General features: G+C 74.4%; 15 protein-coding genes. 10 read left to right on the forward strand and 5 right to left on the reverse strand.

The annotated features are described in order from the left end of the window. Positions 1–336, reverse strand: coding sequence for a PDGLE domain-containing protein (locus FB380_RS24130; protein ID WP_188959597.1), 336 nt, complete (start codon positions 334–336; stop codon positions 1–3). Then, positions 333–1,043, reverse strand: a complete 711-nt coding sequence (locus FB380_RS12330; RefSeq protein ID WP_188959596.1) for an energy-coupling factor ABC transporter permease — start codon at positions 1,041–1,043, stop codon at positions 333–335. The genes FB380_RS24130 and FB380_RS12330 overlap by 4 nt, the downstream gene beginning before the upstream one ends. A gap of 375 nt (positions 1,044–1,418) precedes the next feature. On the opposite strand from FB380_RS12330, the gene FB380_RS12335 reads away from it, so the two are divergent. The 4 genes from FB380_RS12335 (at position 1,419) to FB380_RS12350 (ending at position 5,940) form a co-directional block, all read left to right on the forward strand. Further along, complete coding sequence (locus FB380_RS12335; RefSeq protein WP_166755291.1) at positions 1,419–2,768, forward strand: ammonium transporter; 1,350 nt, start codon at positions 1,419–1,421, stop codon at positions 2,766–2,768. Beyond that, positions 2,765–3,103: a P-II family nitrogen regulator gene (locus tag FB380_RS12340; RefSeq protein ID WP_091066026.1), complete on the forward strand. Its 339-nt coding sequence runs from the start codon at positions 2,765–2,767 to the stop codon at positions 3,101–3,103. Before FB380_RS12335 ends, FB380_RS12340 begins: the two co-directional genes overlap by 4 nt. A 138-nt stretch (positions 3,104–3,241) precedes the next feature. After that, on the forward strand, positions 3,242–5,653 hold the full coding sequence (locus FB380_RS12345) for a [protein-PII] uridylyltransferase (RefSeq protein WP_166755292.1): 2,412 nt from the start codon (positions 3,242–3,244) through the stop codon (positions 5,651–5,653). Positions 5,654–5,748: 95 nt separating this feature from the next. Next, positions 5,749–5,940 carry a hypothetical protein gene (locus tag FB380_RS12350; RefSeq protein ID WP_229682083.1) on the forward strand — a complete coding sequence of 64 codons (192 nt, stop codon included), beginning with the start codon at positions 5,749–5,751 and terminating at the stop codon, positions 5,938–5,940. A gap of 9 nt (positions 5,941–5,949) precedes the next feature. Here the strand turns inward: FB380_RS12350 and FB380_RS12355 are convergent, their stop codons facing one another. Beyond that, positions 5,950–6,993 (reverse strand): baeRF3 domain-containing protein, encoded by a 1,044-nt coding sequence (locus tag FB380_RS12355; RefSeq protein ID WP_166755293.1) that lies wholly within the window; start codon positions 6,991–6,993, stop codon positions 5,950–5,952. After that, positions 6,990–7,331 carry a hypothetical protein gene (locus tag FB380_RS12360; protein WP_166753293.1) on the reverse strand — a complete coding sequence of 114 codons (342 nt, stop codon included), beginning with the start codon at positions 7,329–7,331 and terminating at the stop codon, positions 6,990–6,992. Before FB380_RS12360 ends, FB380_RS12355 begins: the two co-directional genes overlap by 4 nt. 292 nt (positions 7,332–7,623) lie before the next feature. Between FB380_RS12360 and FB380_RS24705 the strand changes: the two genes are divergently transcribed. The 5 genes from FB380_RS24705 (at position 7,624) to FB380_RS12385 (ending at position 12,938) form a co-directional block, all read left to right on the forward strand. Further along, a complete protein-coding gene (locus FB380_RS24705) occupies positions 7,624–7,923 on the forward strand; it encodes a helix-turn-helix transcriptional regulator (protein ID WP_229682082.1) in 300 nt (99 codons plus the stop codon). 152 nt (positions 7,924–8,075) lie between these two features. Next, positions 8,076–9,647, forward strand: coding sequence for a signal recognition particle protein (gene ffh / locus FB380_RS12370; RefSeq protein ID WP_166755295.1), 1,572 nt, complete (start codon positions 8,076–8,078; stop codon positions 9,645–9,647). Further along, positions 9,644–10,738: an amidohydrolase family protein gene (locus tag FB380_RS12375; RefSeq protein WP_229682081.1), complete on the forward strand. Its 1,095-nt coding sequence runs from the start codon at positions 9,644–9,646 to the stop codon at positions 10,736–10,738. Before ffh ends, FB380_RS12375 begins: the two co-directional genes overlap by 4 nt. Before the next feature lie 72 nt (positions 10,739–10,810). Then, a complete protein-coding gene (locus FB380_RS12380) occupies positions 10,811–12,559 on the forward strand; it encodes a proline--tRNA ligase (protein ID WP_166755296.1) in 1,749 nt (582 codons plus the stop codon). A gap of 4 nt (positions 12,560–12,563) precedes the next feature. Next, a complete protein-coding gene (locus FB380_RS12385; RefSeq protein WP_166755297.1) occupies positions 12,564–12,938 on the forward strand; it encodes a ribonuclease E inhibitor RraB in 375 nt (124 codons plus the stop codon). Here the strand turns inward: FB380_RS12385 and FB380_RS12390 are convergent. Beyond that, complete coding sequence (locus FB380_RS12390; RefSeq protein ID WP_188959595.1) at positions 12,899–13,498, reverse strand: VOC family protein; 600 nt, start codon at positions 13,496–13,498, stop codon at positions 12,899–12,901. The genes FB380_RS12385 and FB380_RS12390 overlap by 40 nt on opposite strands. A 75-nt stretch (positions 13,499–13,573) precedes the next feature. On the opposite strand from FB380_RS12390, the gene rpsP reads away from it, so the two are divergent. Beyond that, positions 13,574–14,050, forward strand: a complete 477-nt coding sequence (gene rpsP / locus FB380_RS12395; RefSeq protein ID WP_166755299.1) for a 30S ribosomal protein S16 — start codon at positions 13,574–13,576, stop codon at positions 14,048–14,050.

Here is a 14,050-nt window from a genome sequence, read left to right on the forward strand (position 1 = left end):
TCAGTGCCGGCGGGCGTCGGGCCGGGGAGCTCCGTCGTCCGTGGTCGAGCGCCGGCGCACCAGCAGGACCAGGACGCTGGTCAGCGCCAGCACCAGGAGCACGCCGATGACCCCGGCCAGGCCGCCGGAGAGCCGGTCGTCCCCGATCCAGGACGCGGTGTAGTCGGCCAGCGGCGAGTCGGCGGCCGCGCTGTCCCGGGCGGTCGAACCGAAGCCCTGCTCCTCGGCGGTCGCCTCCAGCCCGTCGGGCGCGGAGCTGGCGTACCAGCTGCCCACACCGGCGATGAGCAGCGCGACGACCACCCCGATCAGCACGAAGGTGCGGGTGCGGGTCATCGGGCGTCCGCGGCGGTGCGCGCCGGCAGGTCCGGCCGGGGGGCCAGCGCCCGGGCCCGCTGCAGGTGCCGGGCGCCGCGGACCAGGTCCGGCCGGACGGTGAGCACCGCACCGAGGACGGCGACGGTGATGACCGCCTCGCCCAGGCCGATCAGCAGGTGCACCCCGACCATGGCCACGGTGACCGGGCCGAGCGCGACGTCGGCGACGCCGCCCAGTCCGAACAGTGCGACGAAGACCAGGGCGGCCACCGGCACGGAGAGGAAGGCGCCCACCCCGGCGGAGGTCAGCAGGCCGGTGCGGGTGGCCGGCAGCACGGCCCGCAGCCCCCGGAAGACGCCGTAGCCGACGCCGATCGCCACCAGGCCGAGCAGGGTGACGTTCGTGCCCAGCGCCGTGAGGCCGCCGTCGGCGAAGACCAGGGCCTGGACCATGAGGACGACGGTCAGGCACAGCACCGCCGTCCAGGGCCCGACCAGGACCGCGGCCAGCGCACCGCCCATGAGGTGGCCGCTGGTGCCGAAGGCGACCGGGAAGTTCATCATCTGCACCGCGAAGACGAAGACCGCGGTGAGCCCGGCCATCGGCGCGGTGCGCTCGTCGAGCTCGTGGCGTGAGCCGCGCAGCGCGAGGGCGACGCCGGCGGCGGCGACCACGGCGGTACCGGTGCTGGTCGTGGCGTCGAGAAAGCCATCAGGGACGTGCACACGGACCTCCGGACCTCGGGGTGCTGAGCGCGGCCGGTGACAAGGTGCCCGCGGTCGAACGCCCGGCGAGCTTATTGCACGTCATTGGCACTTGCACACTCTTCGCAAGAAGCGCGCGTGAACGCCCGGTGTCGTGACCCAGCGCACTCCGGCCGACACATCTGCGGGTCGGACGGTGCGCCTGCAACACGGCCGGAACACAACGCGGCGACACGCGCTGGGGAGTTCACCGCGGCGAAACACGTCCACGCCGCAGACGGAAACACGGTGTCGGCACCGTCTTCTCCGCACCGCCTCCTCCGGCGGTGGCACGCCCGAGGCCCCTCGGGGCCCCCGCTTGCGGCCGATGGCCGACGACACCCTCAGGAGGTTGCCGTGGTCAACACCGGCGACACCGCCTGGATCCTCACCAGCGCGGCTCTCGTGCTGCTGATGACCCCAGGTCTCGCGCTCTTCTACGGCGGCATGGTCCGCGCCAAGAGCGTGCTGAACATGATGATGATGAGCTTCGGCGCGCTGGCCCTGATCAGCGTGCTGTGGGTCCTCTACGGCTACTCCTTCGCCTTCGGTGACGACGTCGGCTTCGGCCTGCTCGGCGACCCGACCGAGTTCTTCGGCCTGGCCGGTCTGATGGAGGACCTCACGACCGAGGAGGGCGGCCTGCCGACCATGGCGTTCGTCGGCTTCCAGGCGGTCTTCGCCATCATCACCGTCGCGCTGATCTCCGGCGCCATCGCCGACCGGGCCAAGTTCGGCTCCTGGATGGTCTTCGCCGGCATCTGGGCGACCGTCGTCTACTTCCCGGTCGCGCACTGGGTCTTCGACTTCACCCTCACCGACGACGACGGCGTGGTCACCCACACCGGTGGCTGGATCGCCAACAACCTCGCTGCGATCGACTTCGCCGGTGGCACCGCGGTGCACATCAACGCCGGTGCCGCCGGTCTGGCCCTGGCCCTCGTGCTGGGCAAGCGCCGTGGCTTCGGCCGGGACGCCATGCGGCCGCACAACCTGCCGCTGGTGATGATCGGCGCCGGGCTGCTGTGGTTCGGCTGGTTCGGCTTCAACGCCGGCTCCGCGCTCGCCGCGAACAACACCGCCGCCGTCGCCTGGGTGAACACCCTGGTCGCCACCGGTGCCGCGACGCTGGCCTGGCTGCTGGTGGAGAAGATGCGTGACGGGCACTCCACGTCGCTGGGTGGCGCGTCCGGCGTCGTGGCCGGCCTGGTGGCCATCACCCCGGCGTGCTCGGCGGTCTCCCCGATCGGCGCGATCATCGTCGGCGCCCTCGCCGGTGCGCTGTGCGCCCTCGCGGTGGGCCTGAAGTTCAAGCTCGGCTACGACGACTCGCTCGACGTCGTCGGCGTCCACCTCGTGGGTGGGCTCGTCGGCACCATCATGGTGGGCTTCGTCGGCACGGCCGCCGCCCCGGCGGGGGTGGACGGCCTCTTCTACGGTGGCGGCGTCGACCAGCTGTGGCGCCAGGTCGTGGGCGCCCTGGCGGTGCTCGTGTTCTCCTTCGTCCTCACCCTGGTGATCGGCTTCCTCATCCAGAAGACGATCGGGTTCCGGCTCACCGAGGAGGACGAGGTGACCGGCATCGACACCGTCGTGCACGCTGAGTCCGGGTACGACTTCGCCTCCCTGGGCGGCGGTGGCAGCACCGCGCCCCTGGGTGGCCAGGCACGCGCCGAGGCGCGCAACACGGAAGGGAGCCGGGCATGAAGCTCGTCACCGCGATCGTCAAGCCGTTCAAGCTCGACGACGTCAAGAACGCCCTGGAGCTGATCGGCATCGCCGGCCTGACGGTCAGCGAGGTGCAGGGGTTCGGCCGTCAGCGGGGCCACACCGAGGTCTACCGCGGCGCGGAGTACCAGGTGGACTTCGTGCCGAAGGTGCGGATCGAGGTCGTCGTCAGTGAGCACGACGCGGCGCGGGTCGTCGACGCGGTCGTCGAGTCGGCCTCCACCGGCCAGATCGGTGACGGCAAGGTCTGGGTGACCACGATCGACGAGATCGTCCGGGTCCGGACCGGTGAGCGCGGAGCCGACGCGCTCTGACAGAGGACGCCGTCCCCCGCACGCTCGGGCGAGCCTCGGGACGGGGCCGGCACTGAGCCCGGACGTCGGCCGGGGTGGCGGGGAGACCCGCTGCCCCGGCCGACGCCGTCCCCCCCGCTGGACGACCGAGAGGTGCCCGTGCTCGACCTCGCGACCCTCCCCGCCCTGCCCCGCGCCGAGCGGGTGCAGGCGCTGGACGACTGGCTGGCCGGCCTGCTGGACGACGCGCTCGCCGGCACCCCCCGGGCCTCCCGCCGCCGGGGCGGCCCACCGGCCGAGCCCGCGGGGGCCGGGATCGCCCTGGTGGCCGTGGGCAGCCTCGGCCGCCGGGAGCTGCCCCCGCACGGTGACCTGGACCTGGTGCTGGTGCACGACGGCCGGGGCGAGATCGCCGCCGTCGCCGACGCCCTGTGGTACCCGATCTGGGACGCCGGGGTGCGGCTGGACCACTCCGTGCGGACGGTCGCCGAGGCGGTCTCGGTGGCCGCCGACGACGTCAAGGCAGGGCTGGGGCTGCTGGACGCCCGCCACGTCGCCGGCGACCCGGAGGTGACCGCGGGCCTGCGGACGGCGACGCTGGGCTCGTGGCGTCAGCACGCCGGCCGGCTGCTGCCCCAGCTGCGGGACATCCGCCGGGAGCGGAGCCGGCTGGTCGGTGAGCTGGGGTTCCTGCTGGAGCCCGACCTCAAGGAGGCCTACGGCGGGCTGCGCGAGGGGCAGGTGCTGCGGGCCCTGGCCGCCGCCCAGCTGGCCGACGAGCCGCCGGCCGACGCGGGGGAGGCCTACGACTTCCTCCTCGACGTGCGGGACGCGCTGCGCCGCAGCACCGGGCGGGCGGGCGACGCGCTGGTCCGCCAGGAGCAGGCCGCGGTGGCGCAGGCGCTCGGGCTGGCCGACGACGACGTCCTGCTGCGCCGGGTGAGCCTGGCCGGCCGCCGGCTGGCCTTCGTCGCCGACGAGACCTGGCGGCGGGTCGACGCCTCGCTCGTCCGGCGTCCGCGGGCCCGGTACCGGCGGGTGCGGCGCGAGCCGCTGGCCGAGGGGCTGGTCCGGCAGGGCGACGAGGTGGTGCTGGCGCGGGACGCCCGGCCGGCCGCCGACCCCGGGCTGGTGCTGCGCGGTGCCGCCGCCGCCGCCCGCGCGGACCTGCTGCTGTCGCCCTACACGCTCAAGGTGCTGGCCGTGCACGCGCCGGCGCTGCCGGAGCCGTGGCCCGCAGAGGTGCGCTGGTCCTTCCTCCGGCTGCTGGCCAGTGGCCGCAGCGCCGTCCCGGTCGTCGAGCAGCTGGACCAGGAGGGGCTGCTGGCCCGGATGCTGCCGGAGTGGGACCGGGTGCGGTCGCTGCCGCAGCGGCACCCGTGGCACCGGTTCACCGTCGACCGGCACCTGGTGGAGGCCGCCGCGGCGGCGTCGGAGCTGACCCGCGACGTCGACCGGCCCGACCTGCTGCTGGTCGGCGCCCTGCTGCACGACATCGGCAAGGGCTGGCCCGGTGACCACAGCGTCGTGGGGGAGCCGATCGCCGCGGAGGTGGCGACCCGGATGGGCTTCTCGCCACCGGACGTCGCCACGCTGGCCGCGATGGTGCGCCACCACCTGCTGCTGCCGGCGACCGCCACCCGGCGGGACATCGACGACCACGCGACCATCGACCGGGTCGCCGAGACGATCGGCCGGGACACCGCGCTGCTGGAGCTGCTGCACGCGCTGGCGCAGGCCGACGGCGCGGCGACCAGCAGCTCGGCCTGGTCGCCGTGGAAGGCACACCTGGTCGCGGCGCTGGTCGCCCGGGTCCGGGCCCACCTGGTGGCCGCCCCGGCGCCCGGGCCGGTGCTGGAGCCGACCACCCCGCAGGTCAGCTCCTCGGGCCCGGGGCCCGCGGGGGAGGGCGGGCGCATCTCGGTGGGCGTGCGGGACGTCGCCGACGGCCAGCAGGTGACCTTCCTGGCGCCGGACCGGCCCGGCCTGTTCAGCCGCTGCGCGGGCGTGCTGGCGCTGAACCAGCTCGACGTCCGGGCGGCCAGCATCTCGGTCGAGGGCGGGCAGGCGACGTCGGTGTTCGCGGTGCGCCCGCGGTTCGGCCGGGCGCCGGTGCCGGAGATCCTGGCCGACGGCGTCCGGGCCGCCCTGGAGGGGACGCTGCCGCTGGCCGACCGGCTGCGGCAGCGGGAGATCGACTACCGCCAGCACGGGGACCGTGCGGCGCCGCCCCGCATCTCCTGGCACGACAGCGAGGTCGACGGCGCCGCCGCCAGCATCGTGGAGGTCCGCGCGGGCGACCGGGCCGGCCTGCTCTACCGGCTGACCTCCGCGCTGGCCGACCAGGGGCTGGACGTGACCTCGGCACGGATCGAGACCCTCGGCGCCGATGCGCTCGACTCCTTCTACGTCTGCGACCCCGCCGGCGCGACGATGGACGCCGGGCGGCGCCGCCGGGTCGAGGAGGCGCTGGTGTCCGCGGCCGGTGGCCCGGCCCCCGGGCCGGCCGCCCCGGCCGCGCCGACGACGGCCGGGGGGCCGGGCGTCAAGCGCGACACGCCGCCCGGCTGAGGTCCACGGTTCTGTCGTACCCCCGTGGGACGTTCGACGTGCCGGACGGGAGCGCGCTCCCGACGACCGGCGCCGAGACGAGAGGGGACGCACCCGTGAGCGACCTGCAGCAGTGGCCCTGCCCGACGTGCGGGCACGACACCGACTTCGAGCAGCCCGAGTGCATCGACGGGCACACCGAGGACGGCGGCGCCTGCCCGGAGTGGGCCTGCACCGACTGTGGCACCGCCCTGGTCAGCGGGGACGTGCACCGTCCGGTGGCGGTGACCTGGCACCGCGCCGCCTGAGCCCGTCGCTCAGCGCACGGCGAGGGCGACCCGGTCCGGCAGGGTCCCGTCGTCGACGAACGCCACCCACGCGCCACGCGACAACACCGTCTCGATCAGCTCGTCGACGGCGTCGTCGATGACGTCGGGGTGCTCGACGTCGTCGGCGGGGGTGAGGAGGTCGCCGTCCTCGCTGAGCCGGGCCGGGAAGACGAAGCCCTCCTCGACGGCGAGCGCCTCGGGGCGCTCGGCCCGCGCGGCCAGCCACGCCGCGGCGATGCCGTCCACCACCCGACCGCGTGAACGGCGCCGGTCCAGCAGGTCCAGCGCCTCCCGTTGCCGGGAGGAGAGGTAGCGCTCGAGGACCACCCGGATCCGCGGGGTCAGCCGGCTCAGCGGTGCGTTCGTCAGGGCGCCGGTGACCGTCCCGGCCAGCCGGTCGGTGTTGCGTGAGGTCCTGCGGAACTCGGCGACGGTGCGCTCGGCCCCGACCAGGACGAGCGGGGCGGGGTGCAGGCGCAGGTAGGTGCCGAGTGTGCGGTCCACCTCGCGCAGGAAGGACCCGCCGGAGTCGCGGTCAGGGGCGTGGAGGGGGAAGCCCGACCCCACCGCCGGGGTGAGCAGCTCGCCGACGCCGTCCAGGAGGCGGGCCTCCCGTTCGGACAGCAGGAGCACCACGTGCCGTGGGGTCCGGTGCAGGCTGCGGACCAGGTCGCGGGTGGCGAAGGTGGGGTCGATGACCACCCGGTCGGTGACCGGGATCGGCAGCCGCACCACCTCGCTGGTCGTGGAGCTGACGAAGATGCCGATCGCCTCGCCGGTGGGTCCGGCGGCCGCCTTCGCCACCGTCCGGCCGAGCACCCGGACGACGTCCTCCCGGCCGGGTGGGTCCTCCGCGCACAGCCGGGACGTCGCGTACGCGGTCAGCCGGGCGAGGGTGCGCGCGTCCTCGCCGGTCATCCGGGGAGCGGGGGAGGTCGTCGCCAGGACGGAGACCGACGGGTAGACCCGGGGCGCCTGCAGTGCGACGACCTGAGCGGGGGAGAGGACGCCTGGCCGGGGCTGCCGGCTCACTGCAGTGGTCGCATGATCGGCTCGGCGTCGTGCCGGCGGGCGAGCTCGCGCAGTGCCCGGGTCAGCACGGTCGCCCGGCGGCGCCCGTCCAGGCCGTGCAGCAGGTGGACGACGACCTCGGCCTCCACCTCGGCGGCCCGGAGCCGCTCGGTCACGCGGGTGGTCAGCCGCCCGGTCTCGCGATCGGACACCTCGGCGAGGACCGCCATCAGCCGGGCGTCGATGGTCCACCCGGGATGGGGGCGGAGGACGGCGACGGTCAGGGGCCGGGCGTCGAGCACCGCGGAGGCGAGCGCCGGGGGCAGGACGGTGTCGACGTCGGCCTCCTCGAGCACCACCGCCAGCAGTCGGCGGCGTGCTCCCGGAGGCGGGGGACCTGCGGCTCGTGTCGGTGGCGCCGGCAGTGGGCGGCGCGGGCCAGGGCGGGTCATCGTGGGCACGGGTGCTCCCCGGGGTGACGAGGTCTCTCCCGGCCCTCGGGCCGGTCGCGCCCGGGCACGGGGCCGGGACTGTCGGGCGGCGACACCGCGGTGCGGCGGGTACTCCCCTCGTACGCAGCACAGTACCCGAAATCAGATTCCCCTGTCCACCCGTTCGGCCGTCCCGGGTGAGCGGCATACGCTGCCGCGGGTGACCACCCCACCCCCTGGCTGGACCTTCCTGTCCAACCACGGGCACGTGCTCGTGAGCCTGGCGGCCGACCCCGACGTGCGGATGCGGGACATCGCCGAGCAGGTGGGAATCACCGAGCGTGCCGTGCAGATGATCGTGGCCGACCTGGAGGACGCCGGGTACGTGCTGCGGGAACGGGTGGGGCGGCGCAACCGCTACACCGTCGTCCCCGGTCGGCGGTTCCGGCACCCGCTGGAGGCGCACGTGCCGGTGAGCGCCTTCCTCGCGCTCGTGACCGACGGGCCGGACGGCGACTGAGCCGCCCCGTGCACGCCGCGGGCGACCGCGTCGGCCCGGGGGTCGTTAGGCTGGTCGCAGGTGGCGCGACGGCTCCGGGGTGGCCCCGGGTGCCCGAGCCGAGCCGTCCGCAATGGGCGGTGGCTGCGCGCCCGACTGCCTGAGGACGTGTTGTGTTCGAGACCCTCTCCGACCGCCTGGACAAGGTCTTCACCGGTCTGCGCGGCAAGGGCCGGCTCTCCGACGAGGACATCGACGCGACCGCGCGGGAGATCCGCATCGCGTTGCTCGAGGCCGACGTCGCGCTGCCGGTCGTCCGGTCCTTCATCACCGCGGTCAAGGAGCGGGCGCGCGGCTCGGAGGTCTCCGCGGCGCTGAACCCGGCGCAGCAGATCATCAAGATCGTCAACGAGGAGCTGGTCGGCATCCTCGGCGGGGAGACCCGCCGGATCCGCTACGCCAAGCAGTCGCCGACGGTGATCATGCTCGCCGGCCTGCAGGGCGCCGGCAAGACGACGCTGGCCGGCAAGCTCGGCCGCTGGCTCAAGGCCCAGGGGCACACCCCGCTGCTGGTCGCCTGTGACCTGCAGCGCCCCAACGCCGTGCAGCAGCTGTCGGTGGTGGCCGGGCAGGCCGGCGTCGACGTCTACGCACCGGAGCCCGGCAACGGCGTGGGCGACCCGATCGCCGTCGCGCGCGACTCCATCGACCACGCCCGGCGCACCCAGCACGACGTCGTCGTCGTCGACACCGCCGGCCGGCTGGGCATCGACGCCGAGCTGATGGCCCAGGCCGCGGGCATCCGCGACGCCGTCTCGCCCGACGAGACGCTGTTCGTCGTCGACGCGATGATCGGCCAGGACGCGGTCACCACGGCCACCGCCTTCCAGGAGGGCGTCGGCTTCTCCGGCGTCGTCCTGACCAAGCTCGACGGTGACGCCCGCGGTGGTGCCGCGCTGTCGGTCCGGCACGTGACCGGGCAGCCGATCATGTTCGCCTCGACCGGCGAGAAGCTGGCCGACTTCGACGTCTTCCACCCCGAGCGGATGGCCTCGCGCATCCTCGGCATGGGCGACGTGCTGACCCTGATCGAGCAGGCCGAGCAGGCCTTCGACGCCGACCAGGCCGAGAAGATGGCCGGCAAGCTCGCCAGCCGGGAGGGCTTCACCCTCGAGGACTTCCTCGAGCAGATGATGGCCATCCGCAAGATGGGCCCGATCGCGAACCTGCTCGGCATGCTGCCCGGCGCCGGGCAGATGAAGGAGCAGCTCGCGCAGGTCGACGAGCGGGACCTGGACCGCACCGCGGCCATCATCCGGTCGATGACCCCGGCCGAGCGGGCCACCCCGAAGATCATCAACGCCTCGCGCCGGGTGCGGATCGCGAACGGCTCGGGGATGAGCGTCACCGACGTCAACCACCTGCTGGAGCGCTTCGCCCAGGCGCAGAAGATGATGGGCCAGATGGCCGGCAGCATGGGTCTGCCGGGCATGGGCCCGATGTCGAAGAAGCAGCGCGGCCGGCAGAACCAGGTGCAGGCCCGCGGCAAGGGGAAGAAGGGCAAGGGCGGCAAGAAGGGCGGCCCGGCCCGGCGGCCGATCGGCGCCCCCGGCGGGATGGGCGGGGCTCCCGGCCAGCTGCCCGGGGGGGTGCCGGGCGGGATGCCCGGTCTGCCGCCCGGTCAGGCGCTGCCCGACCTGAGCAAGCTGGACTTCAGCCAGTTCAAGGACCAGCAGGGCCGGTGACCACCGCCGTCGCGCCTGCCCTGCACCTGTCCGGCGTCGTCCTCCCCGAGGGTGAGCACCGCGACCTCTGGGTGAGTGCGGGGCGGATCACCTTCCAGCCGGTCGCGGGGGCCGAGACGGTCAGCCGCGGTGGCTTCCTGCTGCCGGGTCTGGTCGACGCGCACTGCCACGTCGGCATCGGCAACGGCGGGGTCCACGCCACCGGCGTCGAGGACCTGCGCGCCCAGGCGCTGGAGGAGCGTGCCGCCGGGGTGCTGGCCCTGCGCGACTGCGGGTCCCCGGTCGACTCCCGGGTGCTCGACGAGCACCTGGACCTGCCCCGGGTCATCCGGGCCGGCCGGCACATCGCCGCGCCCCGCCGCTACATCCCCGGGCTGGCGATCGAGCTGGAGCCGGCCGACCTGGTGGCCGAGGTCCGGGTGCAGGCCCGGCGCGGCGACGGCTGGGTGAAGCTGGTGGGGGACTGGATCGACCGCGGCGTCGGCGACCTGGCCCCGGAGTGGCCGGACGACGTCGTGGCCGCGGCGATCGCCGCCGCCCACGAGGAGGGCGCGCGGGTCACCGCGCACACCTTCGGCACCGACGCGCTGCCCGGGCTGCTCGCCGCCGGCATCGACTGCATCGAGCACGGCACCGGGCTGACCGAGGAGCTGGTGGGGGAGATGGCCCGCCGGGGCACCGCCGTCGTCCCGACGCTGGTGAACGTGGAGAACTTCCCCGGCTTCGCGGCCGCGGGGGAGGCCAGGTTCCCGTCCTACGCCTCCACCATGCGCCGGCTGTACGCGAACTCCGGCGCCGTGGTGCGCGCGGCCTTCGAGGCCGGGGTGCCCGTGTTCGCCGGCACCGACGCCGGTGGGGGCATCGACCACGGGGTCATCGCCGACGAGATCCGGGCGCTGCACGCGGCCGGGCTGCCCGTCGAGGCCGCGCTGGCCGCCGGCTCCTGGGGTGCGCGCGAGTGGCTGGGCCTGCCGGGCCTCACCGAGGGTGCGCCCGCCGACATCGTCGTCTACGAGACCGACCCCCGGGTCGACCTCGACACGCTGCAGCGACCGCAGCGGATGGTCCTCCGCGGCCGCGTCGTCGCCTGAGGTCGTCGCCTGAGGTCGTCGCCTGAGCAAACCGATGGACGGCGTCCTGTGGCCGCCTGGGACACTCCTCACGTGCTCCTTCGGATGTCCTCCCTGTTCCTGCGCACCCTCCGCGACGACCCCGCCGACGCCGAGGTCCCCAGCCACCGGCTGCTCGCCCGGGGCGGCTACATCCGGCGCGCCGCGCCGGGTGGGTTCACCTGGCTGCCGCTGGGCTGGCGGGTGTTCCGGAACGTCGAGCGCGTCGTCCGCGAGGAGATGGACGCGATGGGCGCGCAGGAGGTGCACTTCCCGGCGCTGCTGCCGCGGGAGCCCTACGAGGCGACCGGCCGCTGGACCGAGTACGGGCCCAACCTCTTCCGTCTGCAGGACCGGCGGGGCAACGACTTCCTGCTCGGCCCCACCCACGAGGAGATGTTCACGCTCCTGGTGAAGGACCTCTACGGGTCCTACAAGGACCTGCCGCTCTCGCTGTACCAGATCCAGACCAAGTACCGGGACGAGGCGCGGCCCCGGGCCGGGCTGTTCCGCGGCCGCGAGTTCACCATGAAGGACAGCTACTCCTTCGACGTGGACGACGCCGGGCTGGACGCCTCCTACGCCGCCCACCGGGCCGCCTACATCAGGATCTTCGATCGGCTGGGCCTGGACTACGTGATCGTGTCGGCGATGTCCGGCGCGATGGGCGGGTCCAAGAGCGAGGAGTTCCTGCACCCGACGTCGATCGGCGAGGACACCTTCGTCCGCTCACCCGGCGGGTACGCCGCCAACGTCGAGGCCGTCGCCACCGTCGTCCCCGAGTCGGTCCCGTTCGACGGGCTGCCCGAGGCGCACGTCGAGGACACCCCCGACACCCCGACCATCGAGACGCTGGTCGCGGCGGCGAACGAGCTGTTCCCCGACGCCGGGTACACCGGCGCCTCGACGCTGAAGAACGTCGTCGTCACCCTCGCCCACCCCGACGGCACCCGGGAGCCGCTGGTCATCGGCCTGCCCGGCGACCGCGAGGTGGACGCCAAGCGGCTGGAGGCGCAGCTCGCCCCGGCCGAGGTCGAGCCGTTCACCGACTTCGCCGCGCACCCCGACCTGGTCAAGGGCTACATCGGGCCGCAGGTCCTCGGCGCGGAGGGGAAGTCCGGCATCCGCTACCTCGTCGACCCCCGCGTCGTCCCCGGCAGCCGGTGGATCACCGGCGCCAACGAGGCCGGCAAGCACGTGTTCGACCTCGTGGCCGGCCGGGACTTCAGCTGGGACGGCGTGATCGAGGCCGCCGAGGTGCTGCCCGGTGACCCCGCCCCCGACGGCTCCGGCCCACTGGAGCTGGCCCGCGGGGTGGAGATGGGCCACATCTTCCAGCTCGGCCGCAAGTACGCCGAGGCGCTGGACCTCAAGGTGCTCGATGAGAACGGCAAGCTCGTCACCGTCACCATGGGCTCCTACGGCATCGGGGTCTCCCGGGCGGTGGCCGCGATCGCCGAGTCCACGCACGACGAGCTGGGCCTGGTCTGGCCGCGCGAGATCGCCCCGGCCGACGTGCACCTGGTCGCCACCGGCAAGGACGCCGCCGTGTTCGAGGCGGCGCAGTCGCTGGCCGAGGAGCTGGTCGCCGCCGGGCTCACCGTCCTCTACGACGACCGGCCGAAGGTCTCGCCCGGGGTGAAGTTCAAGGACGCCGAGCTGCTGGGCATGCCGACGATCGTGACGGTCGGGCGCGGGCTGGCCGAGGGCGTCATCGAGGTGCGCGACCGAGCCACCGGTGAGCGCGCCGACGTGCCGGTCGCCGAGGCCGCCACCGCGGTCCTCGCCGCCGTGCGCAGCTGAGCCAGTGGTGCAGCAGGACCTGGACTCCCAGCTCCGGCGCACCGCCGAGACGGTCGAGGCGAACCTGGGGCACGGCGACCAGGTGCGCTCTCCCCGGCCGATCGACCACCTGGCCGGCTTCCGGTCCCGGTCGGCGGCCACCGCGGCGGGGGAGGAGCTCACCGCCGCCGGCTACCGGGTGGACGGGCTGTACCGCCGGCTGCTCACCGTCTGGCTCGAGTTCAGCGCCATGACCCCGGTGGACCACGCGACCGCGGCCGCCTTCACCCGGGAGATCGTGGCGGTCGTCGGGCGGCACGGGGGCCGCTACGACGGCTGGGGCGGCTTCCTGGTGCCGCCTCACGAGCCGGGCGGGGCCGCGACCAGCTCCACCTCGTAGCCGTCGGCGTCCTCGAGGTAGGCGGCCCGGTGCTCCGGGCCCCCGGCGAACGGATGCCGGTCGGGGAACAGCAGTCGCCAGCCGTGCGCGGGCGCCTCGGCGACCAGCGCGTCGAGTGGAAGGACCCCGTCCTCCTCACGACTCGCGAGCTCGCCGCGAGCCTCGGGACGGGGCCGTTCGGGGACCCAGAAGGCCAGGTGGTTGAGCCCGGGGGCCCGTCGCTCGTGCCGGTCGCCGGTGAGCGCCGGTGACTGCTCCACCACCACGTAGGTGCCGTCCTCGCCCCAGCGCCACGAGCGGCCGTGCTCCCACTCCTGGAACGGCGCGGCGCCCAGTGCGGTGAGCAGCCACCCCCAGGAGGCCTCGGCGCGGCCGAGGTCGGGCACCCACAGCTCCACGTGGTGGAGGACCCCGCCGCCCCTCGCCGCTCCCGAGCTCGCGCCGGGCCCCGGCAGCGGGGCCGTCATGGGTTGGGTTGGAGGAGGGGTCGTCACGTCTGGCATCATGGTCTGTCGAACACGGCGGTGGGCGGCCCTCTCACCATCCCCGCCCGTGTCCATCGCTCCGCCCCGGCGTACCCCCACGCGTCGTCTCCGGCGAGCAACCACACACGTTCGAGGAGCACACCACACACCGTGGCCACCAAGATCAAGCTCATGCGCCTGGGCAAGATGCGCGCGCCCTACTACCGCATCGTCGTCGCCGACGCCCGCACCAAGCGGGACGGCCGGTCGATCGAGACGATCGGCAAGTACCACCCGAAGGAGGACCCGTCCTTCATCGAGGTCGACAGCGAGCGCGCGCAGTACTGGCTCGGCGTCGGCGCCCAGCCGACCGAGGCCGTCGCCGCCATCCTCCGGGTCACCGGTGACTGGCAGAAGTTCAAGGGCGAGCCGGCTCCGGCCCCGATGAAGGTCGCGGCCCCCAAGGCCGACAAGAAGGCCGTCTACGAGGAGGCCGCTCGGGCCGCCATGAACGAGCCGTCCGCCGACGCGACCACGCCGAAGAAGAAGGCTGCTCCCAAGGCCGCCGACGAGGCGCCTGCCGCCGAGGCCCCGGCAGCCGAGCCGGCTGCGGCTGAGCCCGCCGCGGCCGAGAAGCCCGCCGAGTAA

The sequence above is a fragment of the Modestobacter marinus genome (genome assembly GCF_011758655.1).
Lineage (GTDB): Bacteria > Actinomycetota > Actinomycetes > Mycobacteriales > Geodermatophilaceae > Modestobacter > Modestobacter marinus.